Annotated in this window: 19 protein-coding genes and 2 pseudogenes; 13 read left to right on the top strand and 8 right to left on the bottom strand. The window is 69.5% G+C overall.

What is annotated here, in order from left to right; translation table 11 throughout:
* Window positions 1–5: 5 nt before the first annotated feature.
* On the bottom strand, window positions 6–599 hold the full coding sequence (locus tag CGL27_RS08665) for a TetR/AcrR family transcriptional regulator (protein ID WP_162952915.1): 594 nt from the start codon (window positions 597–599) through the stop codon (window positions 6–8).
* 178 nt (window positions 600–777) lie between these two features.
* Between CGL27_RS08665 and CGL27_RS08660 the strand changes: the two genes are divergently transcribed.
* Window positions 778–1,482, top strand: coding sequence for a type II CAAX endopeptidase family protein (locus CGL27_RS08660; protein WP_162952914.1), 705 nt, complete (start codon window positions 778–780; stop codon window positions 1,480–1,482).
* 45 nt (window positions 1,483–1,527) lie between these two features.
* Here the strand turns inward: CGL27_RS08660 and CGL27_RS08655 are convergent, their stop codons facing one another.
* From CGL27_RS08655 to CGL27_RS08635, 5 genes and pseudogenes are all read right to left on the bottom strand, one after another.
* Window positions 1,528–2,649 (bottom strand): glycosyl hydrolase 53 family protein, encoded by a 1,122-nt coding sequence (locus CGL27_RS08655; protein ID WP_240450401.1) that lies wholly within the window; start codon window positions 2,647–2,649, stop codon window positions 1,528–1,530.
* A gap of 378 nt (window positions 2,650–3,027) precedes the next feature.
* Window positions 3,028–3,190, bottom strand: a pseudogene (locus CGL27_RS51640) (response regulator); the annotation flags it as partial.
* A gap of 210 nt (window positions 3,191–3,400) precedes the next feature.
* Window positions 3,401–4,929 (bottom strand): annotated as a pseudogene (locus CGL27_RS08645) (aldehyde dehydrogenase family protein).
* Between the two features lie 8 nt (window positions 4,930–4,937).
* Window positions 4,938–6,350 carry a VOC family protein gene (locus CGL27_RS08640; RefSeq protein WP_119985738.1) on the bottom strand — a complete coding sequence of 471 codons (1,413 nt, stop codon included), beginning with the start codon at window positions 6,348–6,350 and terminating at the stop codon, window positions 4,938–4,940.
* Between the two features lie 65 nt (window positions 6,351–6,415).
* Window positions 6,416–7,588, bottom strand: a complete 1,173-nt coding sequence (locus CGL27_RS08635; protein WP_078644932.1) for an FAD-binding oxidoreductase — start codon at window positions 7,586–7,588, stop codon at window positions 6,416–6,418.
* Window positions 7,589–7,756: 168 nt separating this feature from the next.
* Between CGL27_RS08635 and CGL27_RS08630 the strand changes: the two genes are divergently transcribed.
* Window positions 7,757–8,719, top strand: coding sequence for a LysR family transcriptional regulator (locus CGL27_RS08630; RefSeq protein ID WP_078644934.1), 963 nt, complete (start codon window positions 7,757–7,759; stop codon window positions 8,717–8,719).
* 236 nt (window positions 8,720–8,955) lie between these two features.
* A complete protein-coding gene (locus CGL27_RS08625; RefSeq protein WP_205587906.1) occupies window positions 8,956–10,365 on the top strand; it encodes an amino acid permease in 1,410 nt (469 codons plus the stop codon).
* 49 nt (window positions 10,366–10,414) lie between these two features.
* On the opposite strand, the gene CGL27_RS08620 is transcribed toward CGL27_RS08625, so the two are convergent.
* Complete coding sequence (locus tag CGL27_RS08620) at window positions 10,415–11,338, bottom strand: LysR family transcriptional regulator (RefSeq protein ID WP_119985734.1); 924 nt, start codon at window positions 11,336–11,338, stop codon at window positions 10,415–10,417.
* Window positions 11,339–11,505: 167 nt separating this feature from the next.
* On the opposite strand from CGL27_RS08620, the gene CGL27_RS08615 reads away from it, so the two are divergent.
* Together CGL27_RS08615 and CGL27_RS08610 are read left to right on the top strand one after the other, a co-directional pair.
* On the top strand, window positions 11,506–14,400 hold the full coding sequence (locus tag CGL27_RS08615; protein WP_119985732.1) for an FAD-binding oxidoreductase: 2,895 nt from the start codon (window positions 11,506–11,508) through the stop codon (window positions 14,398–14,400).
* A 73-nt stretch (window positions 14,401–14,473) separates the two neighbouring features.
* Window positions 14,474–15,619: a Glu/Leu/Phe/Val dehydrogenase dimerization domain-containing protein gene (locus tag CGL27_RS08610; protein WP_119985730.1), complete on the top strand. Its 1,146-nt coding sequence runs from the start codon at window positions 14,474–14,476 to the stop codon at window positions 15,617–15,619.
* A gap of 446 nt (window positions 15,620–16,065) precedes the next feature.
* Here the strand turns inward: CGL27_RS08610 and CGL27_RS08605 are convergent, their stop codons facing one another.
* A complete protein-coding gene (locus CGL27_RS08605) occupies window positions 16,066–17,007 on the bottom strand; it encodes a LysR substrate-binding domain-containing protein (protein ID WP_119985728.1) in 942 nt (313 codons plus the stop codon).
* A gap of 149 nt (window positions 17,008–17,156) precedes the next feature.
* On the opposite strand from CGL27_RS08605, the gene CGL27_RS08600 reads away from it, so the two are divergent.
* The 8 genes from CGL27_RS08600 to CGL27_RS08565 all read left to right on the top strand — a co-directional run bounded on the left by CGL27_RS08600 (window position 17,157) and on the right by CGL27_RS08565 (window position 24,783).
* Window positions 17,157–18,641 (top strand): 2-hydroxymuconic semialdehyde dehydrogenase, encoded by a 1,485-nt coding sequence (locus CGL27_RS08600; RefSeq protein WP_078644941.1) that lies wholly within the window; start codon window positions 17,157–17,159, stop codon window positions 18,639–18,641.
* On the top strand, window positions 18,641–19,447 hold the full coding sequence (locus CGL27_RS08595) for a fumarylacetoacetate hydrolase family protein (RefSeq protein ID WP_119985727.1): 807 nt from the start codon (window positions 18,641–18,643) through the stop codon (window positions 19,445–19,447). The genes CGL27_RS08600 and CGL27_RS08595 overlap by 1 nt, the downstream gene beginning before the upstream one ends.
* Window positions 19,447–20,253, top strand: a complete 807-nt coding sequence (locus CGL27_RS08590; RefSeq protein ID WP_119985725.1) for a fumarylacetoacetate hydrolase family protein — start codon at window positions 19,447–19,449, stop codon at window positions 20,251–20,253. Before CGL27_RS08595 ends, CGL27_RS08590 begins: the two co-directional genes overlap by 1 nt.
* Window positions 20,250–20,699: a RidA family protein gene (locus CGL27_RS08585; protein WP_119985723.1), complete on the top strand. Its 450-nt coding sequence runs from the start codon at window positions 20,250–20,252 to the stop codon at window positions 20,697–20,699. The genes CGL27_RS08590 and CGL27_RS08585 overlap by 4 nt, the downstream gene beginning before the upstream one ends.
* Before the next feature lie 3 nt (window positions 20,700–20,702).
* Window positions 20,703–21,278, top strand: coding sequence for a 3-hydroxyanthranilate 3,4-dioxygenase (locus tag CGL27_RS08580; protein WP_119985721.1), 576 nt, complete (start codon window positions 20,703–20,705; stop codon window positions 21,276–21,278).
* Between the two features lie 41 nt (window positions 21,279–21,319).
* Window positions 21,320–22,327, top strand: coding sequence for an amidohydrolase family protein (locus CGL27_RS08575; RefSeq protein WP_119985719.1), 1,008 nt, complete (start codon window positions 21,320–21,322; stop codon window positions 22,325–22,327).
* Between the two features lie 196 nt (window positions 22,328–22,523).
* A complete protein-coding gene (locus CGL27_RS08570) occupies window positions 22,524–23,864 on the top strand; it encodes an MFS transporter (protein WP_119985717.1) in 1,341 nt (446 codons plus the stop codon).
* An 85-nt stretch (window positions 23,865–23,949) separates the two neighbouring features.
* The gene (locus CGL27_RS08565; protein ID WP_162952913.1) at window positions 23,950–24,783 is read left to right on the top strand and encodes an MBL fold metallo-hydrolase; all 834 of its coding nucleotides are present in this window, start codon (window positions 23,950–23,952) and stop codon (window positions 24,781–24,783) included.
* Window positions 24,784–24,969 lie beyond the last annotated feature (186 nt).

The following is a 24,969-nucleotide window of genomic DNA, read 5'->3' as shown; positions in this document are numbered from 1 at the left end:
GAACGTCACCGGTACGACGCGGATCGACTGCCGACCACCCGCTCGGCGAACCAGCGGATCGTGTTCTTCGCGGCATCAAGGTCGGCTTGGTCGGGGTGGAGCAGTGCCTTCAGGTACAGCCCGTTGACAAGCGTCAACGCGGAGAAGGCATGGCCGTCGACCTCCTCGGGTCTGAGGTGCCCCCGGCCGGCGAGGATGGTCAGCCACCGGCGCACGCGCTCCGCCAATAATCGGTGCGTGCTCTCGACGATGACGCGCGCGCCGGGAATGGCGTCAGATCCGGCCGACAACCGATGCGGCCCGAACCAGCCCTCGACCGCCGCCGTCCGGCCGCGTGAAGGCAAGAGCTGAGCCAGGCACTCGAACAGGCGTTGTGACGGATCGCGCTTGTCGTCGGCGATCGAGAGGTCGTCGACGGAGCGGCGGACGAACTCCTCGGCGACGACACGGTGCAGCTCCACCTGGGTTGGAAAGTAACGCCGGAGCGTCGTCGCCCCCACGCCCGCTTCAACCGCGACACGGCGGACGCTCAGCGAACCGATCCCTCGCGTCACGGCCAGACGGAGCGCGGCCGTGACGATCTTCTCCCGAATGGCCATGCCGAAGAGCTTACCCGCACACTGTACCGCACGCTGTGTGGCACAGTGTGCGGTACAGCGTGCGGCACAGCGTGCGGTACGGTGTGCCGCTAGTGGCGCGGCCCGAACCACCACATACGCGAACCACACCAAGACAAACAACCCGTCGGAATATCCGACCCGCATGAGAGGAATTTCCATGATTCCCCAAGCCACTCCGACAGATGTGATCGGTGCGGAAAGGCAGCGACCCGGGTGGCCCGAGATACTCGCCGCCGCCGTCGCCTACATCCTGAGCTACCTCATCGGCCCGCCGATCGTCAGTGCGCTCACCGACGACGAGTCGGTCGCGAGCGGGCTGTCTCTCGCAGCGCTCTCCGGGATAATGGGCCTGTTGGCCTTCTTCGCCGCTTTCGCCATCCGTGTCCGCCCTTGGTCCGCGTTCAATGTCCGCGCCATCACGACTCGCTGGGTCTTCTTCTCACTCGGCTTCGGACTGCTCGCGTTCGTCCTGACCCGTGTAGTCGCCGCCGTCTTCGTGGCGATCGCCGGAAGCACGGACGGCGATCCGCAAGGCGACTACCACGACGCGGCCAACGCCGGTCCACTCGCCCTGACTCTGCAACTGCTGTTCATCGCCGTCCTCACCCCCATCGGCGAAGAGTTCGCGTTCCGAGGCGTGATCTCCACCGCGCTCACCAGGTACGGCCCATGGGTGAGTGTCATCGGCAGCACCGTCGTCTTCGCCTTGGCCCACGGCATCAACCTGGCCCTGATTCCGGCGCTCGTCGTCGGCGCGATCAACGGCATTCTGCTGGTGCGCACCAAGTCGGTGTGGCCAGGTGTCATCGTCCACGCGGTCAACAACGGCGTGGCAACCATCCTCGTCGTGCTGTTCGGCTAAAGGGTGCCCCGGCATCCGCGCGGAGTACAGGGCTCCTCGCCTCGGCTACGGGCTCCAGCTGACGTTCGGGTTCACCTGGCCCGTCCAGTCGAAGAGGGCCATGTTGTCCCAGCCGTCTCCGCTGTTGTTGATGTCGGCCGGGTCCCAGCCGTTGCCGGGGACCGCGTACCAGGTCGGTTCCCAGTAGAAGACTCCGATCGCGCCGGCATTGCGGGCGGTGTTCTGCACATCGGTGAAGTTGGCGGCCTGGCCCGCCCAGGTGAGCGGGTAGCCCGAGCACCCGGAGGTGACCGAGTTGCCGGTGCCGTCCGCGTTCGCCGCGGTGAAGGGGTACGCCGTCTCGGCGAGGATCACATCCTTGCCGTACCGGGACTTCATGTCGGCGACCACGTTGTACATGGTGGACAACGAGCCATGCCACATGCAGTAGTAGGACAGCCCAGTGATGTCCCAGTTGACACCTTTGGCCTTGATCCCGTCGTAGAACCAGCGCGCGTGCGCGTCGCTGTCCGCGTTCGCCGTGTGAATGATGACCTTGGTGGCGCTGTCGCACGCCTTGGTCGCGTTGTAGCCCGCCTTGAGCAGCGTGCTGAGGTTGGTGAAGTCGTTATTGATCACCTTGCCGTCGTCCCACAGCATGCCGACGTTGATCTCGTTGCCGATCTGCACACTGTCCGGGGTGGTGCCCTGGGACTTGAGGCTGTTGCAGACGTCGTACGTGTAGTTGTAGACGTCGGTCTGCAACTGGCCGATGCCGTGGCCGGTCCAGGCCGCCGGCTTGTACTGCTTGCCCGGGTCGGCCCAGGTGTCCGAGTAGTGGAAGTCGATGAGCAGTTTGAGGCCCTTGGCCTTGACCGTCTTCGCGTACGCCAGCACCTTGGCCTTGTTGTTGTAGCCACTGGCGGGGTTGTTCCAGACCCGCAGGCGGACGTAGTTCACACCGGCACCCTTGAGGATGTCGAGCGGGTCCTTGGCGTTGCCGTTCGTGTCGTAGTACCTGGCGCCCAGTTCAAGAGCCCGCTGCGCGGTCGAAACGTCGGCGCCGCGCATGCTGAGCGCGTTCGCGGCGGAAGCGCTCGGGGGCACGGAGAACATGGGCAGGGCCAGGGCGATCACCGTTGTGAACAAGGTGGCATTCAGTGTGCGGCCGGATCTGTACGCGGTCACTCCGATCTCCTCCGGTCGAGACGTTGAAGCGGTTGGCTCCTTGGCGCGGCAGGACATCGCGCGTGTGCGGACTGAAGCTGTGAGCGCGCACGGTAATCGAGGCGAGAAGAAGTCTGAAGAGGCGAACGAACCGGGAACGGCCGCCGGCGGTCCGGCGCGGATCGCAGGCGCGCGCCACCACGATCTGTTGCGCTGCCGTGCCTGGGCCGGTTCACCAAGCACGCACGTGTGCTTGGCGGATGGTGTATCGGCACGCTCAGGGTAGGTCGTCGACTCCGGCGGCAGTTGGGAGACCGCGGCGAATGTCCATGACTGGCATGACGCGTACTAGGCGTCGGTGACGGCTCGCAGGGGGCCGAGGGCGGCGGCCCGTCGGGCGAGCAGCGGCGCGATCGCGGCCAGCCCGTCGCACACCGGCATTCCGGATGTCCACCAGCGCCACATCCGGGTGGTGCGCGGCGGCCTCCTCGACCGCCGCGTGTCCGTCGGCGGCTTCGGCGACCACGTCGATGCCCTCGGCGTGCCGCAGGATCAGGCGCACCCCGTACCGTGATCATCGACGCCGAGACCGGCGAGCGGATCGACGGCCTGCCTGAATGCGCCCGCGCTTCGATGTCGCCCTGAACACCGTCAAGCGGTACGCCCGCGTTGAACGAGGGGTGCCTCACCGACCTCGGGGTGGGAGCCGAACCCGGCATCCCACCCCGAGGAGAGCCCTCAGCTTCTGTGCGGGCCTGATCAATGGCCCTGATCAGAGGAAGCTGACGCCTTGGGCGAGGGCGAGTTCGCTGGAGTAGTTGATGGTGTTGGTGGCCGAGCGCATGTAGGACTTCCAGGCGTCGGAGCCAGACTCGCGGCCGCCGCCGGTGTCCTTCTCGCCGCCGAAGGCACCGCCGATCTCGGCGCCGGAGGTACCGATGTTGACGTTGGCGATTCCGCAGTCGGAGCCGGCGGCGGACAGGAAGACCTCGGCTTCCTGCTGGTCGCGGGTGAAGATGCTGGAGGACAGGCCCTGGGGGACGTCGTTGTGCAGGGCGATGGCTTCGTCGAGGGTGTCGTAGGTGAGGACGTACAGGATGGGGGCGAAGGTCTCCTCCCGTACGACGTCGGTCTGTTCGCCGACGCGGACGAGGACCGGCTCGGTGTAGGCGGCCGCGGGCGCGGCCTCGGCCGGGCGCGGATTGCCGCCGACCAGGATGTTGCCGCCCTGTGCCTGGATCCGGGTGAGGGCGTCCTGCATGGCGTCGAGGGCCTTGGCGGAGATGAGCGGGCCGACCAGTGTCGTGTCGTCGAACGGGTTGCCGATGGGGAGCTTGCGGTAGGCGGCGGTCAGTCGCTCGAGCAGGGTGTCGGCGATGTCGCGGTGGACGATGAGGCGGCGCAGGGTGGTGCAGCGTTGCCCGGCGGTGCCGGCCGCGGCGAAGACGATGCCCTGGATGGCGAGGTCCAGGTCGGCGGAGGGAGCGACGATCGCGGCGTTGTTGCCGCCGAGTTCGAGCAGGCTGCGGCCGAAGCGGGCGGCGACGCGCGGGCCGACCTCGCGGCCCATGCGGGTCGAGCCGGTGGCGCTGACGAGCGCGATGCGGGAGTCGTCGACGAGCTTTTCGCCGACGGCACGGTCACCGAGCAGGAGGCGGTGTACGTCGCGGGGCGCGCCGACCTCGTCCGCGGCCCGGGCGAGCAGGTGGTCGCAGGCCAGAGAGATCAGCGGAGTGAGTTCCGAGGGCTTCCAGATCACGGTGTCGCCGCAGACGAGGGCGACGGCGGTGTTCCATGACCACACGGCGGCGGGGAAGTTGAAGGCGGAGATGACGCCCACCACGCCGAGCGGGTGCCAGGTCTCGGCGAGGCGGTGGCCGGGGCGTTCGGAGGCGATCGTCCGCCCGTAGAGCTGGCGGGAGAGACCGACGGCGAAGTCGCAGATGTCGATCATTTCCTGGATCTCGCCGAGTGCCTCGGAGCGGATCTTGCCGGCTTCGATAGTGACGAGGTCGGCCAGGTCGCTCTTGTGCTCGCGCAGCAACTCGCCGAGCCGGCGGACGAGTTCACCACGGCGCGGGGCAGGCGTGGTGCGCCAGGTCAGGAAGGCGTTACGGGTGGCCGCGATCGCCTCTTCGGTGTCGGCGTCGGTGGCGGCCGTCAGGCCGAAGATGTCCTCGCCGGTGATGGGGGTGCGGGCCTGGAAGTCGTCGCCCTCGGGGCGGCGACTCCGATGTGCCGCAGGGCCGTGCGGGCGCGGACGCGCAGGTCGTCGGTGGTGGGCAGGGCGATGCTGGTCATGGTGGTCCTTACCGGGGTGAGGGGGCCGGAGTGAGGGTGGTGAGGTCGAGTTCGCGGGCGACATGGGCGAGGGAATCGGTCTGTTGCCGTGCGTAGAGGGCGAAGGGGTCCAGCACGTCGCGTCCGACGGCGCCGGACAGCCAGGCGGCGTCGTAGGCGACGCCTTCCTGGTCGTTGTCGCGGGTGCCCTTGCCGCTGAGGTTGGACTGGAAGATGCCGGCTGCGGAGCGGGGCAGGAAGTCCTCGTAGACGATGGGTTCCGTGCGCACCCAGCCCTGCTGTACCAGTTCGCCCACGGTGGTGGGCGGCCTGCTGCCGTCGCGGGGCCGGTCGTCGGCGAGCCGGTAGGTGAAGTACGCCAGCCCTTGGGCGGCGAGGTCTTCTTCGGTGCCGGGCAGGTGCTGCTCCCAGATGGCGCGCGCGATGTCGCCCCGGGCCTCGGCGGGATGCCGGGACGCCTGTTCGTCGGCGCGGCTCACCAGGTCGTCGTAGAGGGTGCGGCCCTCGCGGGTGAGGGCGATGCCGCGGGCCTCGACCTCACCGAAGCGGACCCGCAGGGCCCCGCTGACGATGCTGCCGTCCGGGGCGCGCATGGTGCGTGGCTCGGCCAGTGCTCGGAAGGAGGTCTGCCGCAGCAGCACGTCGGGGCCCTTCCAGGCGGGCGGCCCCTGGATGGTGTCGATCATCTCGATGCCGCGGTTCGTCATACGGCGGTACAACTCGTCGATGTCCAGGACGCGCGGCGTGAGGTGGTTGATGTGCGTGCTGCGTACGCCGCCGATGTCCGCGGCGACGGCGGAGACCTTCTCCAGGGTCTCGTACCACGCCCTGTCGACCGGTTCGGTCGACAACTCGAAAGCCCCCACGGCGAGTTGGAGGAAGCGCTCGGCGTCGGCCTCGGGCAGCTCCCTCTCCTTCTCCGCCCGGTCGGCCAGCGTCAGCAGCTCCGGGGGGAACAGCTCGCGGCCGGCCAGGAAGGTCTCCAGGCGGGCGCGCAGGTCGGCGCCGAAGAAGCGGGGGTCGGCCGGGGTGAGCAGGGAGGTGAACACCCGGAAGGGATTGCGGGCCAGCTCCTCGCCGTCGACCGGCCGGAACGCCGTGGAGACGACGGGGACGGCGCTGGCGGCGGCCTCCCGAAGGTCGTAAAAGCCGACCGGACGCATACCCAGGGCGGCGAAGACTCGGGCGACCTGGCCCAGTTCCTGCGGGGTGCCGACGCGGATCGCTCCGTGCCGCTCGGCGGTCACCCGGCTGATGGAGCCCAGGCGTTCGGCGTCGGATCCCCGCTCACGCAGGACGTCCTCGTTCACCTCGCGCGAGACGTCCACGAGCGTGGTGTAGGCGGGAACCTCCTGCCCGTACATCCGCGACAGCCGGGCCGCGAACGCGGCCCGTAGCTGCCACTGACTGATCGTTGACATGGCTTGGCCTTTCGACTGGCTCGACGGGTTCGATTGGCTCGACCGGGTCGGCTGACGCGACGGATTCACACGATGTGGGCCTCGGGGCGGATTTCGGCGCCCTGCCGGAAGCGGTCGGCGCTGAGCGGCGTGATGTCGGTGAACGTCTCGCGTTCCAGGCAGAGGTCACGTACGACTTCGCCGACCGCGGGCGCCTGGAGGAATCCGTGGCCGGAAAAACCGGTGGCGTAAAGGAAGTTGGAGAGTTCGCCGGAGCGCCCGATGAGGGCGTTGTGGTCGGGCGTGTTCTCGTACAGGCCGGCCCAGCCGCCGACGGTCTTCATGTCGGCCAGCGCGGGGGCGCGGTCGCGGGCGGCGGCGCGGAACAGCTCCAGCCATCCCGGGGTCCACGTGGTGTCGAAGCCGGCCTCCTGGTCCGGATCGGCAAGCCCGAACAGCAGTCCGTCGTCGCTGTTGTGGAAGTAGGCGGTCGAGGAGAAGTCGATGGTGAACGGAATACGCGGTGCCCGCGGCGTCAACGGTGCCGTGAACGCGAGCTGCCGCCGCACGGGCACGACGGGGAGGTCGACGCCGACCATGTCGCCGATCTGCGCGGACCAGGCGCCGGCGGCACAGATGACGGTGCCGCACGCGATAGGTCCGTGGCTGGTGTGTACGCCTGTTACGCGGTTCCCGGCGGTGTCAACGCCGGTGACGGCGGTCCCGGTGGCGAGGGTGACGCCCGCCCGCGCGGCGGCCCGGGCGTATCCCTGGACGACCAGTCCGGGGCGGGCATGGCCGTCGGTGGGGGAGTGCACGGCGGCAACGAGACCGTCGGTGCTGACGTAGGGGCACAGGCGCTTGGCCTCGTCGGGGCTGATCATGCGGCTCGGCACCTGAAGACTGTTCTGGATGCCGACGCTGGTCTCGAAGTCGCTCGCCTGCTGCTCCGTGGTGAGCAGGAAGAGATAGCCGACGGGGTCGAGCCTGATGTCGGTGCCGGGCCGGCAGGGGAACTCCTGATAGGCGCGCAGACTGCGGTTGCCCAGTTCGATGTTGAGCGGGTCCGAGAAGTGGGCCCGCACGCCACCGATGGGCTTGCCCGAGCTGCCGCCGGCGAGCTCGCCGCGCTCGATGACGACGATGTTCTTCGCTCCTGCCTCGGCGAGGTGGAACGCGATGCTCGTACCCATGACACCGCCACCGATGATCACGGTGTCGGCGGTGGGTGGAACGGTACGAAAAGCGGAGGACGGCATGGACCGCTCCCTTCCGGAGGCCGCCCCGCCGGACGCGGAGGGTCCGTTTCGGGGGCGGAGCGGATGTCAGTACTGGCGAGGCCGATCGCTGTCTGGGTGACATCGTGCAGGAGCCCGACCATTGACGTCCATCAACAGTTAATGCTTCTCGGTGTTTAGAATTCCTATATGGACTGGACGAGCGCGCAGCTCCGTGCCCTGGTGGAACTGACCCGGCGCGGCACCATCACCGCGGTCGCGGAGACCCTGGGGTACACCCCCGGCGGCGTCTCGCAGCAGATCTCCGCGTTGGAGAAGGCCACCGGCATGCAACTGCTGAGGCGAGCGGGACGCCGGGTGGAACTCACCGATGCGGGGGCCACGCTGGCCCTCCACGCCGAACGCATCCTCACCACGGAAGCCGAGGCCGTCGAAGCGCTGGAGCGCACCCGCAACGAGATCTCCGGGACATTGCGGGTCGGCCTCTTCGCCACCGCGGCCGCCGAGATCCTGCCACCGGCCCTGCGGCGGATTCGCGAGACGCACCCGGGCATCACCGTGCGCAGCCGGGACATGGACGTGGACGAGGTGTACGACGCGGTGGTCGGCGGAACGGTGGATCTGGCCTTGGGTCTCGACTACCCGGACGTGCCCATCCCGCGCGAACCGTCCCTCCGGGTACGGGAGTTGTCCCGGGAGCGGTTCTCCCTCGCGGTTCCCGAGGGATCCATGCCGGGGCGGCGGCGAGTCTCCCTCGCGGACACCACGGAACGGGGATGGATCCTGCCGTCGGTCGGCAGCTACTACGGCCGGGCCGTGCTCACCGCCTGTCGCCGCGCCGGGTTCGAACCGCAGGTGCTGCACGAGGTGACGGACACCGCCGCCACCCTCGCCCTGGTCGAGGCCGGTGTCGGGGTCAGCGTGGTGACGGATCTGATGCTCCGGCTGCGCCCGTCCCGCCTGGATGTTCTCGATCTGCGCGAGACGATGGAGCGGCACATCGTGGTGGTGTTCCGCTCCTTTGCGGAACACCGGCCGACGGTGGCCGCCCTGGTCGATGTCCTGCGCACCTCGGCGGGCCGAAGGGCCGGGCCGAAAGCACGGGCCGCGGGGGAAGCACCCTGTGGGAAGGGCCAGACAACCTTGGCCTGAGGGGAGGAAGCTGTCGCGCTGCCGAGTCTTCCGGCTCGGCACGTCCTGCGTGATGGTGTCAGGCCAGTGGTGACCCCCGCCACGTCTGCGGCCCGTCGTGCCGCTGCCGGCCTCCCATGGAGCGATCGATGTCCACCGACCACACCCCCGGACCCGGGCTGTCCACACTGCTGGGCAGCGGGCCTCAGGGGATCTTCCGACGCACCCTCCCCTCCGAACAGCCCGCGGGTGAACGCATGGTGCGTACCCTCGGCCTGACGCAGTTGACCATGATCGGTGTCGGAGCGATCATCGGCGCCGGTATCTTCAGCCTGGCGGCGGCCGTCGCCAGGGGCACCGCCGGGCCCGCCGTACTGATCTCGTTCCTGGTCGCCGGAGCCGCCTCGCTGTGCGCGGCCTTCGCCTACGCGGAGTTCGCCGGCATGGTGCCGAAGGCGGGCTCCTCCTATACGTACTGCGCCGCGGTCCTCGGGGAGATCGTGGGCTGGATCGTGGGATGGGACCTGCTGCTCGAGTACACCGCCATCGTCGCGGTGGTCGCGATCGGCATGTCCGGATACCTGGGTTTCCTTCTGGACGCCGTCGGAATCCAGCTACCGACCTGGGCATTGGGGGCTCCGGGCACCGGCACCGGCCACAAGATCGACCTGCTGGCCGTGGCCATCTGTCTCGCCGTCGCCTGGCTGCTGACCCGCGGCACCCGCACCTCCGCCCGCGTCGACACGGTACTGACGATCGTCAAGATCGCGATCGTGCTCCTGGTGATCGTGGTCGGCTTCACCAAGGTCAGCACCGACAACCTCACGCCGTTCGCGCCCTTCGGATTCGGTGGTGCCTTCGCCGGCGCCGCCACCGTCTTCTTCGCCGTCTTCGGCTATGACGCGCTCAGTACCGCCGCCGAGGAATCCGTGGAGGCCCGCAACAAGGTGCCCAAGGCGATGATGATCTCGCTCGCCATCTCCATGGCCCTGTACGTGCTGACGTGCATCGTGCTCACCGGTATGCAGCACTACACCGAGCTCGACCCGAGCAGCGGAATCTCCAGCGCCTTCGCGAGTGTGGGGCTGAACGGACTGGCCAACGTCATCGCGGTCGGAGCGGTCATCGGCATCGTGACCGTGACGTTCTCCTTCATGATGGGCGCCGCGCGCCTGTGGTACGCGCTCAGCCGGGACGGGCTGATGCCGGCCTGGTTCGGCGCCATCCACCCCAAGCGCAAGGTGCCGCACCGTGCCACTTGGGTCATCGGTGTCGTCTCGGCCCTGCTCGCGGGTGTGCTGCCCGTCAACGCCGTGGCTGAACTGACCAATATCGGTGTTCTGCTGGCGTTCATGGTGGTCTCTGTGGCCGTGCTGATCCTGCGATACAAGAAGCCGCACCTCAAGCGTGGCTTCCGATGCCCCGGCATGCCGGTGGTGCCGGTCCTGGGCATCGCCTTCTCCGGCTGGCTGATGTCGTATCTGCTCTGGGAGACCTGGGCGAGGCTGGGTGTGTGGCTGGCGATCGGGCTTGTCATCTACGCCGCCTATGGCTATCGGCGCACCCGTCGGGTGATGCCCGGAGGGTCGGTGGACCTCGATGCCTTGGACGACCTGACCGATGCCGAGGACGCCGAGCCGCACGTCGGCAGGGAGACCGTGCGGTAGCCCGAGAGCCTGGTGAAGAACCCCGCTCCGGGCCAAGGCCGGTCTCGGACTATTCCGGCTGTGCGTTCCGCGCCGGGTGCACGAACGTCTCTTCGGCCGGTACCGCGCCGCGCAGAGAACCGATCATGGTGCCGAGCAACGGGTTGCTGCTCCCGCGGCGATGCAGGGCCATCACACGGCGGAAGGCCGCGTGCTCGGCCAGCCGTGTCGCCTCCACCGCCTCGCTGGGCGAGTGGCCGAGCCCTGGCACGACCGCCACCCCGAGACCGGTGGACACCAATTCCCGTACGACGTCGTAGTTGTTGCTGCGAAAGGCCACCGCGGGCTCGAAGTCGGCAGCCGCGCACAGCCGGGTGAGGGAGAGCGCACCGGCCGTGCCTTCCCGGCTGGTGATCCAGCGCGCTCCGGACAGCCCGGCCAGGTGCGTACTCAGGTCACTGCCGTGTGCCCTGAGCAGGACGAGGTCCTCGCGCACGAGAGGGCGGACGACCAGGCTGTCCGGCCACTGCCGGGGGCTGAGCCCGTACTCGTACACCAGGGCCACGTCCAGATCGCCGTCGTTCAGCGCGGCGACGAGCTCCTCCGGCTCGCCCTCCTCCAGTTGGATCTGCGCTCGTGGGTGGGTGGCGGTCAGCGCCGACAGCGCGGCAGGCACGAGCCGGACGCCGGCGGTGGGAAAGCTGCCCAGCCTCAGCCGTCCGGTGGCGCCGGTGGCGAGCTCGTGTACCTGGTGGCCGAGGTCGTCCATGGCGGCCAGCACGGGAACGCTGAGGTCGACCAGCCTGTGGGCGGCTCCGGTCGCCCGGATGCCATGAGCCTCCCGTTCGAAGAGGACAAGCCCCGTGTCCTTCTCCAGGCCCGCGATCTGCTGCGAGATCGCGGAGGCGGTGTAGCCGAGATCACGGGCCGCGAGGACGAACGAGCCGGTGCGTACGACGGCTCGCAATGTGAGCAGGTGCTGTGGCTTGAGCAACGGGTTCCTCCTGGCGGGCTCGGGGACGGCGGACGCCTCAGCATAAGCATGACTTGCCCTGGAGGGGCATTTCTTTCGCGCTGCTGGGCCTTGTGGGCAGGCCGGTGGGTGCCGAGAGTGGTGGGCACGAGGCCGAACAGGCCGGTGAGCCGGAAGGAGCGACCGCGGTGACGGTGACAGCGCAGGATGCGGAACGTCTCGACGCGGCGGCGGTGACCGAGGCGCTTGCGCTGGGTGACTGCGGTGAGGTGCGCGGTGGTGCCGGACATCGGGCTCAGTACTCGGCCGATGCCTCCAACTACCGCCGGATTCCGCTCGCCGTGGTTTTCCCTCGCGAACGACGGCACGTGCTCAACACCCTCGCCGTGTGCCGCCGCCTGGGCGTGCCGATCACTTCACGCGGCGCCGGCACCAGCACCTCGGGCCAGGCGGTCGGCTCCGGTGTGGTCCTGGACTTCTCCCGCTACTTCAACCGCCTTCTCACGCTGGATCCCCTCGCGCGTACGGCGACGGCGCAGCCCGGCATCGTCCTGGACGACCTGCAACGGGCGGCCGGCGAACACGGACTGCTCTTCGGAGCGGACCCCTCCACCCACAGCCGCTGCACCCTCGGCGGCATGATCGGCAACAACGCGTGCGGCTCGCACTCCGTCGCCTGGGGACGCACCGCGGAGAACGTACTGGAACTCGAAGTGGCCACCTACCGCGGCACCGTGCTGCGCGTCGGTGAGATGACCCGGGCGGAGATCGACGAAGCCGTCGCCGCCGGCGACGACCGCGGCGAACTCATCGCGGCCCTGCACCGGCTGGCCGAGCACAACCTGGCAAGCCTGCGTACCCAGTTGGGGCAGTTCCCCCGACAGGTCTCGGGTTACGCGCTCGAACATCTGCTGCCGGAGCGGCGCTTCAACCTCGCCCGGGCGCTGGTCGGCAGCGAAGGCACCCTCGCCGTCGTCCTGTCCGCCACCGTCCGCCTCGTGACCCCTCCGCCGGCCCGGGCCCTGGTCGTGCTCGGCTACCGCGACGCCTGCGCCGCTGCCGACGCCGTCCCCGCCCTCCGCGAGCACCAACTGCTCGCGCTGGAAGGGCTCGACCGGAACCTGACCGACATCGTCACCGGGGCCGAGGCCCGTAAGGCGATCGACTCCCTGCCCCGTACGCGGGCGTGGCTGTTCGCGGAACTCGGCGGGCAGGAGGACGAACTCCCCGCACTGGCCGAAGAACTCACCGCTGCGGCCGCCCGGACCGAGGGGTTCACCGGACACGAGATCGTCACCGATGCCGTACGGGCCCGGCAGCTCTGGCGCATCCGGGAAGACGGAGCGGGGCTGGCCACCCGTCTGCCCGACGGGTCCGAGGCATGGCCCGGCTGGGAGGACGCGGCCGTTCCGCCCGCCCAACTCGGCTCCTACCTGCGGCAGTTCAACGGCCTGCTCGCCCGTCACCAGCTACACGGCGCCGTCTACGGGCACTTCGGCGAGGGCTGCCTGCACGTGCGCATCGACTTCGACTTCACCACCGACCACGGCACCGCCGTCTTCCGTGCCTTCGTCACCGAAGCGGCCGAACTCGCGGCCGCACACGGCGGCTCCCTTTCGGGAGAACACGGTGACGGCCAGGCGCGCTCCGAGCTGCTGCCGCTGATGTACGGCCCGGCGGTCATCTCCCTGTTCGAGCAGTTCAAGGGTGTCTGGGACCCCGACAACGGACTGAACCCCGGGATGATCGTCGATCCACTGCCGATCGATGGCAACCTGCGGGTCAGCCCGACACGCACCCCCCTCCCTCTGACCACGGTCTTCCCGTTCCCTGCCGACGACGGCGACTTCGCCAAGGCCACCCGCCGCTGTGTCGGCGTCGGCAAGTGCCGTACGACCACCCCTCGCGGTGACGTCATGTGCCCCAGCTACCGCGTCACTCGGGACGAGAAGGACTCCACCCGGGGTCGCGCCCGCCTGCTGTACGAAATGACCCAGGGCGAGGTCATCACCGACGGATGGCGGTCCACCGAGGTACGCGACGCGCTCGACCTGTGCCTGTCGTGCAGGGGCTGCAGCACCGACTGTCCGGTCGGCGTCGACATGGCCACGTACAAGTCCGAGTTCCTGCACCATCACTACCAGGGGCGGTTGCGGCCGGCCTCGCACTACAGCATGGGCTGGCTGCCGCTGTGGTCCCGACTCGCCGCCCGTGTTCCGCGCCTGGTCAACGCGGTCACAGCGTCCCGCCTGGCGCCCGCGATCAAGCGATGGGGTGGCATCGCCGCAGAGTGCGAGGTCCCCCGATTCGCCGACCGCACCTTCCTCACCTGGTTCCGCGCGCGCACCGCGGAGGCCGACGGACACCGGGGCCCGGTCATGCTGTGGGTCGACTCGTTCAACAACCACTTCACGCCCGACGTCCTCAAGGCGGGCGTGGCCGTTCTCGAGCACGCCGGATACCGGGTCCAGGTCCCGGACGGCATCCAGTGCTGCGGACTCACCTGGATCACCACCGGACAGCTGCGCATCGCCCGCCGCATCGCCGGGCGCACCGTCGCCGCGCTCGCCCCGGCCACCCGCGCCGGAGTGCCGGTCGTGGGCCTGGAGCCCAGCTGTACCGCGGCATTGAAGACCGACCTGCCCGAACTCCTGAACGGCGACACCGACGCACAGGCGCTCGCCCGGTCCACCGTCACTCTCGCCGAACTCCTCCACCGCACACCAGACTGGCGGCCTCCGCAGGTGGACGCCCGCTCGATCAGCCAGACCCACTGCCACCAGCACGCCACCGGCGGCTTCAGCGCCGACAGCGCGCTACTGGAAGCCATGGGCGTCGACAACAGCGCGCTGAACTCCGGCTGTTGCGGCCTGGCGGGAAACTTCGGCTTCGAACGCGGCCACTACGACGTGTCCGTGGCCGCCGGAGAGCAGGTGCTGCTGCCCGCGGTGCGCGCGGCGGCCATGGACACCGTGGTCCTGGCCGACGGCTTCAGCTGCCGCACCCAGATCACCCAACAGACCGACCGCAGCGGCACCCACCTCGCCGAGCTCATCGCCCGTGCCCTGCCTCCGCAGTCCTGATCCGCTGCCCCACCGACTCTTCTCCCCATAGCCGGTTCACCACCGTCTTCGCCACCAGACAAGGACTCACACCGTGACTGACGCACTCTCCCTCGTCGACGACTGGGGCCCCGAGAAGATCGTCGTCGTCTCCCACCAGCGCACCAAAATGAAGGGTGTGCTCGTCATTGACAACACCGCCCGTGGTGTCGGCAAGGGGGGCATGCGCATGAGCCCGTATGTCACCGTCGGGGAAATCGCCCGCCTGGCCCGCGTCATGACCTGGAAGTGGGCCGGTGTCGACCTGTTCTACGGAGGTGCCAAGGCCGGCATCGTCGCGGACCCCGACTCCCCGGACAAGGAAGCGATCCTCCGCGCCTTCGCCCGTGCCCTGTCCAACGAGGTGCCCCGCGAGTACGTCATGGGCCTCGACATGGGCCTGACCGAGGACGACGCCGCCATCATCCAGGACGAACTCGGCGATCGCGGCGCGGCCGTGGGTACGCCGGACCACCTCGGGGGAGTCGCCTATGACAGGCTCGGAGTCACCGGATACGGCGTCGCCGAAGCCGCGGATGCCGCAGCTCAGCACCTCCGACGGCCGCTGACCGGCTCTCGCGTGGCGATCCAGGGGTTCGGCGCCGTCGGTCGTGCCGCCGCCGTACGGTTCGCCGAACTCGGCGCCACTGTCGTCGCCGTGTCAACCGCCCGGGGAGCTCTCCACGATCCCGCCGGCCTTGACGTGAACGCACTACAGGCCGCCCGGGACGAGCACGGCGACGACTTTGTCACCCGCCACTCCCAGGGCTCCGTCATCCAGCCCGGCCAGGAACTCACCGTCGAGTGCGACATTCTGGTACCGGCCGCCCTGCAGGACGTCATCGACGAGACTGTCGCGCACCAGATCAAGGCCAAGCTCGTCGTGGAGGGCGCCAACCTGCCCACCTCCGAGCAGGCCCAGGCCGTCCTCGCCGGACGCGGGATAACCGTCCTGCCCGACTTCATCGCCAATGCCGGCGGAGTCGTCGCTGCCGCGTACGCCATGGACGCGCGGTACTCCGGATTCCGCCCCGACACATCCACCATCTTCGAAACGATCTCCCAGCGGCTGCGCGCCAATGCCGTCACCGTCCTCGAAGAAGCCCGTCGCCGCGCGGCCACCCCGCACATCGCGGGCCGCGGCCTGGCCGAAGAACGTGTCCGCGCCGCTATGCGGAGCAAGGGGCGGTCAGTCCAGTAGCCGACTGGGACTCATCAGCTCCAGAGGGCTGGCCACGCCTGCTCGTCCCACGAGCTACAGGCACTGACCTGCACAAACGGAGCCTCATTCGCCACCGTCGCCGGTGGACCGTCGTCGCTCGTTCCTCGGGCACGTGAAGAACGCGCTGCCACGAACCCGATCGCGCCGAAGGGCCCGCACCGCCGGTGGCGGCGCGCGGGGCCGGTCCCCGGACACGTTGTCGGGCGGGGGCGACGGTCAACCGCCCCGAAAACGGTGAGTGGTACTCAAGGAACCGGTCGGGGGGCGATTCGGGTTGCCCGCTGCCCTGCGATGGCTCGCGGCCGCGGCGGGATCAACGCATTCCGCTCACCGCGTTCGTCCGTTGACACCTGGGCCCCACTCCGCAGGTGAGCGCCGGCGCGGGTCGCGCCGGCGGCCGTACGACGTCAGGCGCACGCTCTCGCTCACACCGCTGTGTCCAGCGACTCCCGGATCCGGGCCGCAGCCGTCCGCAGGTGGCGCAGGGCGAACTGGGCGGTCGACGTCGGGACTCGGCCGACGGGTACGGTCACCCCGACCGTCTGGCCGACCATCTCCAGCGCGGTGGGCAGGAGCGCCAGCTGGTCGTCCTGCTGTGCGACGAGCTGTGGCAGCGCCGCCACCATGTGGGTCTCCCGCAGCAAGGTGCGCAGGGTCAGGATCGACGTGCACTCCACCCTGTTCTCGGGCAGCGACAGCCCTCGCCGCCACAAGGCGTCCTCCAGTTCGTGACGCAACGCCGTCTGTGTCACCGGCACCACCCATGGGTAGTCCAGCAGGTCCTCCAGAGCCGGTGCGCCGCGGGACAGCACCGGGTGGCCGACGCCGGTGACCAGCCGGATCGGTTCCTGGTAGAGCGTGTGCTGCCGCAGCCGGGACTCCTCCGTCGGCACCAGCCTGCCCAGGGTGAAGTCCAGCCGCCCGGCCAGCAGGTCCTGGGTCAGCAGGTCGGGCGTGGCCTCCCGCACGACCACCGTCAGGCGGGGACGCTCCGCCTTGAGCGCGGCGATGGCCCGGGGAAGCAGCACGTTGGTCCCGGCCAGGTGTGTGCCGATGGTCACCGTGCCCGCCGTACCGGCGGACAGTTCGGTCATGTGCCGCCCGGCTTGGCGCAGCTCGGCGACCACGGTCCGGGCGTGGTCGAGGAAGGCGCGTCCGTGCGGTGTCGGCGTCATGCCGCGCGGGCCCCGTTCGAAGAGCTCCACCCCCAGCAGCGACTCCAGCTCGCGCAGGCCGCGGGTGAGCACAGGCTGCGTCACGTGCAGCTGCTCCGCGGCGCGCATCAGGCTGCCCTGGTCGTCGATCGCGGTGAGCATGACGAGGTGGCGCAGCTTCAGCCTCCCCTTGAGCAGGTCGTCGGGCTGCATATGTGTCTTCCTCGCCCTCGTCACCAGCAGCTATGTCGGTCGGACATATCTCCGAACCGAATAGGCATTATCCAGGCATGCCGCGTTCCCGCAATGCTCTGTTCACCGGAAGGCGCAGCCGACGGCGAACGCTTGGAGGTCATCGGCACATGAACGACGTACAGCCCGCACCCCGGCAGGGGCAGGGGCCCGCGCACTATGTCGGCGGACGGTTCGACGACTCGGGAGCCCGCTTCCCGCTCGTGTCACCGGCCGACGGAACAGTGATCGGCTCCGTCCCGGAGGCCGATTCCCTTACGGTCGACCGCGCTGTCCGCGCGGCACGTGAGGCTCTCGCCGGCCCGTGGGGCGACACCACGGCCGAGGAGCGGTGCGCCGTGCTGCGTCGTATCGCCGACGGCATGGAGGCCCGTTTCGAGGAGTTCGTCGCCGCCGAGGTCGCCGACACCGGCAAGCCCGCCTCACTCGCCCGCAGCGTCGACATCCCTCGCGGCATCGCCAACTTCCGCGCCTACGCCGACCTGGCTTGGGGCCGCGCCGAGCAGTCGTTCGCCACGCCGACCCCGGACGGCGCGGGCGCCCTGAACTACACGGTGCGCCGCCCCCTCGGCGTGGTCGCCGTGGTCTCGCCGTGGAATCTTCCGCTGCTGCTGCTGACCTGGAAGGTCGCCCCCGCGCTCGCGGCGGGCAACGCGGTCGTCGCCAAGCCCTCCGAGCTCACCCCCTCCACCGCCACCCTGCTGGCCGAGGTCATGGATGAGGCCGGCGTCCCCGCGGGTGCCTTCAACCTGGTCCACGGCTTCGGCGAGAACAGCGCGGGCGCCTTCCTGACCGCCCACTGCGACGTGGACGCGGTCGCCTTCACCGGTGAGTCCGCCACCGGTACCGCCATCATGCGGGCCACCGCCGAACGCCTCGCCCCCGTCTCTTTCGAACTCGGCGGAAAGAACGCCGGTATCGTCTTCGCCGACGCGGACTTCGAGGCCGCCGTCGAAGGGACGGTCCGCTCCTCCTTCACCAATGCCGGCCAGGTCTGTCTGTGTACGGAGCGGGTCTACGTCGAACGCGGCATCTATGACGACTTCGTCCAGGCGGTCGCCGAGCGTACCCGTGAGCTGCGCCTGGGGCTGCCCTACGAGGACGACACCCAGATGGGCCCGCTGGTCTCCGCGCTCCACCGGGACAAGGTCCTCGGCTACTTTCGCCTCGCCAAGGAGGAGGGCGCGAGGATCCATGCCGGCGGCGGCGTGCCGGCCTTCGGCGACGAACGCGACGGCGGCTTCTTCGTGGAGCCCACCGTGTTCACCGGCCTCGGCCAGGACGCTCGCGTGGTCCGCGAGGAGATCTTCGGCCCGGTCTGCCACATCGCACCCTTCGACGACGAGGCCGAGGCCGTACGCCTGGCCAACGACAGCCCCTACGGGCTCGCCGCCACCGTGTGGACAACCTCGCTCTCCCGCGCTCACCGCGTAGCGCCCCGCCTGCACTCCGGAGTCGTCTGGGTGAACTGCTGGAACCTGCGTGACCTCAGGACTCCCTTCGGCGGTGTCAAGGCGTCCGGCATCGGCCGCGAGGGCGGCGAGCACTCCCTCGACTTCTTCTCCGAGCCCGTGAATGTGTGTGTGAAGCTCTGATGACCACCGAGAACACGAGGGCCGACGCGGTGCGGGCGGCGGCCGATCGCCTCACCGGCGCCCATGCCGACGGCGTTCCCGTCGAACCGGTACGCGACCTCGTCGCCGACGTCGACGCCGCCTATCAGGTGCAGGAGACGCTGACTCGCCGCCGGCTCGGCGAGGGCGGCCGTCTGGTGGGACGTAAAATCGGCCTCACCTCTACCGCCGTACAACGCCAACTTGGCGTGGATTGCCCCGACTTCGGGATGCTCTTCGCCGACATGGCGGTCCCCGACGGCGCCGAGATCCCGGCCGGCGCGGTGCTGCAGCCCAAGGCGGAGGCCGAGATCGCGCTCGTCCTCGGCTCCGACCTCACGCACGAGCGGCACACCGTCGCCGACCTGTTCCGCGCGGTCGCCTACGTGGTCCCCGCCATCGAGGTCGTCGGCAGCCGCATCCGCGACTGGGACATCACCCTCGCCGACGCCGTCGCCGACAACGCCTCCTGCGGCAGGTACGTCCTCGGCGCCACGCCCACCCCGCTGGAGCGCGCCGGTGACCTGCGCACCGCCGGAATGATCATGAACCGCCGGGGCGACCAGGTCTCCACCGGCACCGGGGCGGCCTGCCTCGGACACCCCCTGAACGCCGCCCTCTGGCTCGCTGACACCCTGGTGCGCCGCGGGCGCCCCCTGCTCGCGGGCGACACCGTGCTGACCGGCGCGCTCGGCCCGATGGTGCCGGTCACGGCCGGGGACGTTCTGGAAGCCCACATCGAGGGGCTCGGCAGCGTACGCGCCGCCTTCGCCCGGGAGGAGAGCTGATGAGCGCCGTGACACCGGACGTGGCCGCCCTGGCGCGCACTCTTGACGACGCGGCCCTGCGGGCGCGTGCCGTCCCCCGCCTGACCGACACGGCCGACCTCGATGTCGAGGCCGGGTACGCCGTGCAGCGGGCCCTGGTCGAGCGGCGGTTGGCCCGCGGCGAGCGAATGGCCGGCATCAAGCTCGGTTTCACCAGCAAGGCCAAGATGCGCCAGATGGGTGTGGACGATCTGATCTGGGGTCGGCTCACCGACGCCATGCGTTTCACCGACGGTGCCACCGTCGGTCTGGACCGGTGCGTCCACCCGCGCGTCGAGCCGGAGATCGCCTTTCTGCTCGGCAGGCCGGTCACCGGCGACATCTCCGGCGAGGAGGCGGCCGCCGCCGTGACGGCCGTGGCACCCGCGTACGAGATCATCGACTCCCGCTACGAAGGGTTCCGCTTCTCCCTGCCGGACGTCGTCGCGGACAACTCCTCCTCCTCGGGCTTCGGCGTCGGACCCTGGCGCGATGTGCGCTCCTTCGACCTGGTGACCGGGCTCGCCAATCTCGGCATGACCCTCGAGGTCGACGGACGCGCCGTCGAGACCGGCAGTTCCGCCGCCATCCTCGGCCACCCGCTGCGCTCGATCACCGCTGCCGCCCGGCTCGCCGCGGACGCCGGCCTCGTGCTGGAGAAGGGCTGGGTGGTGCTCGCCGGAGCCGCCACCGCCGCCGTGCCCTTGGAAGCAGGCCGGCACGTGAGGGTGAACGCGGGGCGACTGGGATCTGTCGACATCACCACCGAGGGGGAGCAGGGCCGATGAGCGAGCAGAACACCGCGTCCACCGGCGCCATCACCGTGACCGGCAAGGCCCGCCCCCGCGGACGCTTCCCGCATGTGCGCCGCGCCGGAGACTTCGTCCATGTCTCCGGGACGAGCTCACGCCGCCCGGACAACACCTTCGTCGGCGTCGAGGTCGACGAACTCGGCACCGCCCGACTGGACATCGCCGCCCAGACCCGCGCGGTCATCGAGAACATCGGCGATCTCCTCGAAGCCGCCGGCGCGAGCCTCGCCGACGTGGTCGACGTGACCACGTACCTCGTCAATATGAACGACTTCGGCGGCTACAACGAGGTCTACGCCGAGTTCTTCGACGAGAACGGCCCCACCCGCACCACCGTGGCCGTCCACCAGCTTCCCCACCCCCACCTCCTCATCGAGATCTCCTGCGTTGCGTACCTGCCCCGCACCCGCACGGAAGGCTGACACATGGTCTCCAAGAACGTCCTCAAGCCGTTCAACTTCCAGCAGTGGATCGACGATCACCAGGACCTGCTCAAGCCACCCGTCGGCAACGTCCAGATCTGGGAGGACGCCGACCTGATGGTCACCATCGTCGGCGGTCCCAACCAGCGCACCGACTTCCACGACGACCCGGGCGAGGAGTTCTTCTACCAGCTCAAGGGCAACATGGTGCTGCGGGTGATGGAGGAGGAAGGCGAGCCCCCCGTCGATGTGCAGATCCGTGAGGGCGACGTCTTCATGCTCCCCGGACACGTGCGGCACTCCCCGCAGCGCCCCGAGCCGGGCAGTATCGGCCTCGTCGTCGAGCACGCCCGCCCCGAGGGCGCGCTGGACGGCTCCGAGTGGTACTGCACCGAGTGCCACCACCTGGTACACCGCTCCGAGGTCGCGCTTACCTCCATCGTCGACGACCTGCCGCCGCTGTTCGCCGCGTTCTACGGCGACGAGAAGCTCCGTACCTGCGGGCACTGCGGGGCCCTGCACCCCGGCGAGGAATGGCCCGAGCACCTGCGTCCAGTGCCGCGCGCCCCAGAGCGGTGACCACCGCCCCCCGCCTTGTATTGAGACTGAACGGAGCACCAGTGACGGTCGTCGATGTCCACGCGCACGTCTTCCCGCGCATCTCCCGCACCGAGTCCCGCATCCTGGACGCCGAGAACGGCCCCTGGCTGCGCGAGGACGAGGGCGGGGCCGGGATGATGATGAGCGGGACCACCGAGTACCGCCCGGTCGGCGCCGAGCTGTGGGACGCCGCAACGCGGATCGGGCAGATGGACCGCCAGGGCGTCGACATCCAGGTGGTGTCCTCGACGCCGCTGATGTTCGGCTACAGCGCCGACGTGTCCCGGGCCGCCGAATGGTGCGAACTCGTCAACGACCGTATTCTCGGCCTCTGTTCCCACGCCCCCGACCGGCTCGTGCCACTGTGCCAGGTGCCGCTGCAGGACACCGAGACGGCCTGCGAGGAGATCACCCGGGCGATGGCCAAGGGTCACGCGGGCGTTCACATCGGCAACCACATCGGCGACCGGAATCTCGACGACGGCGCGCTCCGTGAATTCCTCGCGCACTGCGCCCGCGAGAATGCCGCGGTGTTCGTCCACCCCTGGGACATGCTCGCCCCGGAGCGGATGCCGGAGTACATGCTGCCCTGGCTCGTGGGCATGGCAGCGGAGACCCAGCTCAGCATCCTCGGACTGATCCTCTCCGGCGCCTTCGAGGAACTGCCGCGGAACCTCCGGCTCTGCTTCGCCCACGGCGGCGGCAGCTTCCCGTACCTGCTCGGCCGGGCCGACAACGCCTGGCACCGGCGTGACATCGTCCGCAAGGACTCGCCCAGACCGCCGTCGGCCTACCTCGACCGCTTCCACCTGGACTCGGCCGTCTTCGATCCCGGCGCCTTCAGACTCCTGGTCGACGTGATGAGCCCCGAGCGGGTCATGCTCGGCACCGACTACCCCTTCCCCCTCGGCGAGGAGGAGCACGGCGCCCTCGTCCGCGGCAGCGACCTGTCCACTGCCGACCGTGACCTGATCCTCGGTCAGAACGCCCTGAAGTTCTTCCGTATCGGCAGCCCCGCGACGGCATGACGGAGACGCGGGCATGAGCGGGACCGAGGCGACGGCCTGGCCCGGGCCCGGCGCCTGATGGCCGCCACCACCCACGAGGGCCTCGACGGTCTGATCGCCATCGCAGCAGATAAGTCCGAGTCGTAGTAAGCCAGCCCCCCACATCTCGCCGCACCCGCCCCACGGGCGGGTGCCCGTCCCCCGAGGTGAAGCCCGCATGACTCCGACCGACAGCAGAACTTCCGGTACCCAACAGGCGAGGCGTGTCGCCTGGGCCGCCTTCATCGGATCCACCATCGAGTGGTACGACTTCTTTCTCTACGCCACCGCCGCGGCGCTGATCTTCAACGAGCAGTTCTTCCCGACCGCGGACCCGGCCGTGGGCTCCATTGCCGCCTTCGGCACTCTCGCCGCGGGCTTCGTCTCCCGGCCGCTCGGCGGTCTGGTCATGGGCCACTTCGGTGACCGCTATGGGCGCAAGAACACCCTGATCGCCTCTCTGCTGATCATGGGTCTGTGCACGGCCGCCATCGGCCTGATACCCACCTACGCCGGCATCGGCGTGGCCGCGCCGATCCTGCTCACGCTGATGCGGGTGATCCAGGGCATCGGCCTCGGTGGCGAATGGGGCGGAGCGGTCGTGATGACCCTCGAGCACGCACCGGAGAACCGTCGTGGCCTCTACGGTGCGGCCCCGCAGATGGGTGTGCCCGCAGGTCTGATCGCCGCCAACCTCGCAGTGCTGGGGCTCACCCGCGGTCTGGGCGAGGACGCCTTCAACTCCTGGGGCTGGCGAATTCCCTTCCTGCTCAGCCTCCTTCTGGTCGCTGTCGGCATGTACCTGCGGCTGCGTATTGAGGAGAGCCGCGCCTACAGCGAACTCGCCGAGCCCGCCGCGCCCGCCGAGCAGAAGAAGCTCCCGGTCACCGAAGTCCTGCAGGAACACTGGCGCTCGGTCCTGCGCGCCTGCTTCGTCATCGTCGGCAACTCCTGTGTGGCATACGTCTTCATGACCTACGTGCTGTCCTACGGCAAGCAGACCCTGCACATCGACGCGGTCTTCCTGCTGCTGAGCGTGACCGGCGGTGCCGCGATGTGGCTCGTCTCGGCCCCGTTCTGGGGACGGCTCGGCGACCGGTGGGGACTGCGCAGGCTGTTCCTGATCGGCGGGTTCATCCGGGTCGCGTGGGCGCTGGCGTTCCTGCCGGTCGTGGACACCGGGAACAAGCCGCTGATCTTCGTGTTCATGATGTCGATGGGTGTGGTCCTGTCGATGACCCACGCCTCGGTGGGCGTGATGACGGCCCTCATGTTCCCGCTGAAGATCCGCTACACCGGTTCCTCCGCCGCCTACCAGATCGGCTCGCTGCTCGGCGGCGGCATCACCCCGCTCGTCGCCGCCTCGCTGATGAAGGCCACCGGTACCTCGATGAGCATCACCCTGTACATCCTGGTCGTCGGCCTGATCAGCCTCGCCGCCACCAAGGGGCTGTCCAGGGACGACGTCGGCGAGGGCGTCAGCGCAGCCGAGCAGAAACCGCAGCCGCAAAAGGTCTGATGGCCGCCAGGCGCCGTACCCCGGTGGGCGACCATCGGGGTACGGGCGGACGGAACAGCCCTTGAGAGAGAAGATGGGGACAACCATGGAGCTTGTCATTCTGGGCAGCGCCGGCGGTCCACAGCCGCATCCCGGCAAGGCTGCCCCGGCCACCGCGGTCGTCGTCGACGGCGACATCCACGTCATCGACTGCGGCAATGGTGTGGGACGGCAGATCGTCTCGGCCGGCCTGGAGCTGACCGATCTGCGGTCGGTCCTCGTCACCCACCACCACGTCGACCACAACGCCGACCTCGGCGCCCTGGTCCACCTGGCGTGGACCGCGGCCCGGTGCGAACCGGTCGACGTCTACGGGCCCGCCCCGCTGGAGTCGATGATCAAGCAGTACCTCGAGCTCAACGAGCCCGACATCGGCCACCGCGAGAGCCTCGGCCGGCCGGCCCTGGCCGGTGTCTTCCGGCCCCATGAGGTCTCCGGGCCCGGCACCGTCCACGAGGCCGACGGCGTACGGATCAGCGCCGCCGTCGCCACACATCCGCCGATGCCCTCGTTCTCCTACCGCGTCGACACTCACGGACGCTCCGTGGTCGTCTCCGGCGACACCGCCCGCTGCGACGAGGTGGTCGAACTCTCCCGGGGCGCCGGCGTCCTCGTCCACGAGGCGTACTCCCCGGACCACCTCGCCGAGTTCATGGCAGGCTCCAACACCAAGATCGAGCGCCTGCGACAGCACTTCGCGCGGGCCCACACCAGCGCCGAGGACGCGGGCCGGGTCGCCGCCGAGGCCGGAGTGCGCACCCTCGTCCTGTGGCACCTGATCCCGTGGCAGCTCTCCGACGAGGAGTACGCCGCCCAGGCCGCGCGGACCTTCGACGGGGAGATCGTCGTGGCGCACGACCTCCAGCGCATTCCCGTCTGACCCTTCTCACGGAACGGCCCGCCTCACCCCTCGCCGCGGTCGGCAGTGGCCGCGGCTGGATGCGCGGTGCGACGGCGAGTTGGTGCCGGAGCATCAAGATCTCAATGTAACCCGCAGGTCACCTCGCGCACCCTGAGCCTCGATCCACCGACGGCCATCGGGAACGAGCCTTCAGGGCTCGCGCCG

It is taken from the genome of Streptomyces sp. 11-1-2 (assembly GCF_003595545.1).
Classification (GTDB): domain Bacteria; phylum Actinomycetota; class Actinomycetes; order Streptomycetales; family Streptomycetaceae; genus Streptomyces; species Streptomyces hygroscopicus_B.
Note: the sequence above shows the minus strand (reverse complement) of the source record. Positions and strands in the feature narration are given on the sequence as shown.

Coding starts and splice junctions, on each gene's coding strand:
- CGL27_RS08570 (WP_119985717.1), top strand. CDS start 22,524: ATGACTCCGACCGACAGCAGAACTTCCGGTACCCAACAGGCGAGGCGT.
- CGL27_RS08605 (WP_119985728.1), bottom strand. CDS start 17,007: ATGCAGCCCGACGACCTGCTCAAGGGGAGGCTGAAGCTGCGCCACCTC.
- CGL27_RS08640 (WP_119985738.1), bottom strand. CDS start 6,350: ATGTCAACGATCAGTCAGTGGCAGCTACGGGCCGCGTTCGCGGCCCGG.
- CGL27_RS08565 (WP_162952913.1), top strand. CDS start 23,950: ATGGAGCTTGTCATTCTGGGCAGCGCCGGCGGTCCACAGCCGCATCCC.
- CGL27_RS08590 (WP_119985725.1), top strand. CDS start 19,447: ATGAGCGCCGTGACACCGGACGTGGCCGCCCTGGCGCGCACTCTTGAC.
- CGL27_RS08600 (WP_078644941.1), top strand. CDS start 17,157: ATGAACGACGTACAGCCCGCACCCCGGCAGGGGCAGGGGCCCGCGCAC.
- CGL27_RS08625 (WP_205587906.1), top strand. CDS start 8,956: ATGGTGCGTACCCTCGGCCTGACGCAGTTGACCATGATCGGTGTCGGA.
- CGL27_RS08660 (WP_162952914.1), top strand. CDS start 778: ATGATTCCCCAAGCCACTCCGACAGATGTGATCGGTGCGGAAAGGCAG.
- CGL27_RS08630 (WP_078644934.1), top strand. CDS start 7,757: ATGGACTGGACGAGCGCGCAGCTCCGTGCCCTGGTGGAACTGACCCGG.
- CGL27_RS08635 (WP_078644932.1), bottom strand. CDS start 7,588: ATGCCGTCCTCCGCTTTTCGTACCGTTCCACCCACCGCCGACACCGTG.
- CGL27_RS08585 (WP_119985723.1), top strand. CDS start 20,250: ATGAGCGAGCAGAACACCGCGTCCACCGGCGCCATCACCGTGACCGGC.
- CGL27_RS08595 (WP_119985727.1), top strand. CDS start 18,641: ATGACCACCGAGAACACGAGGGCCGACGCGGTGCGGGCGGCGGCCGAT.
- CGL27_RS08665 (WP_162952915.1), bottom strand. CDS start 599: ATGGCCATTCGGGAGAAGATCGTCACGGCCGCGCTCCGTCTGGCCGTG.
- CGL27_RS08580 (WP_119985721.1), top strand. CDS start 20,703: ATGGTCTCCAAGAACGTCCTCAAGCCGTTCAACTTCCAGCAGTGGATC.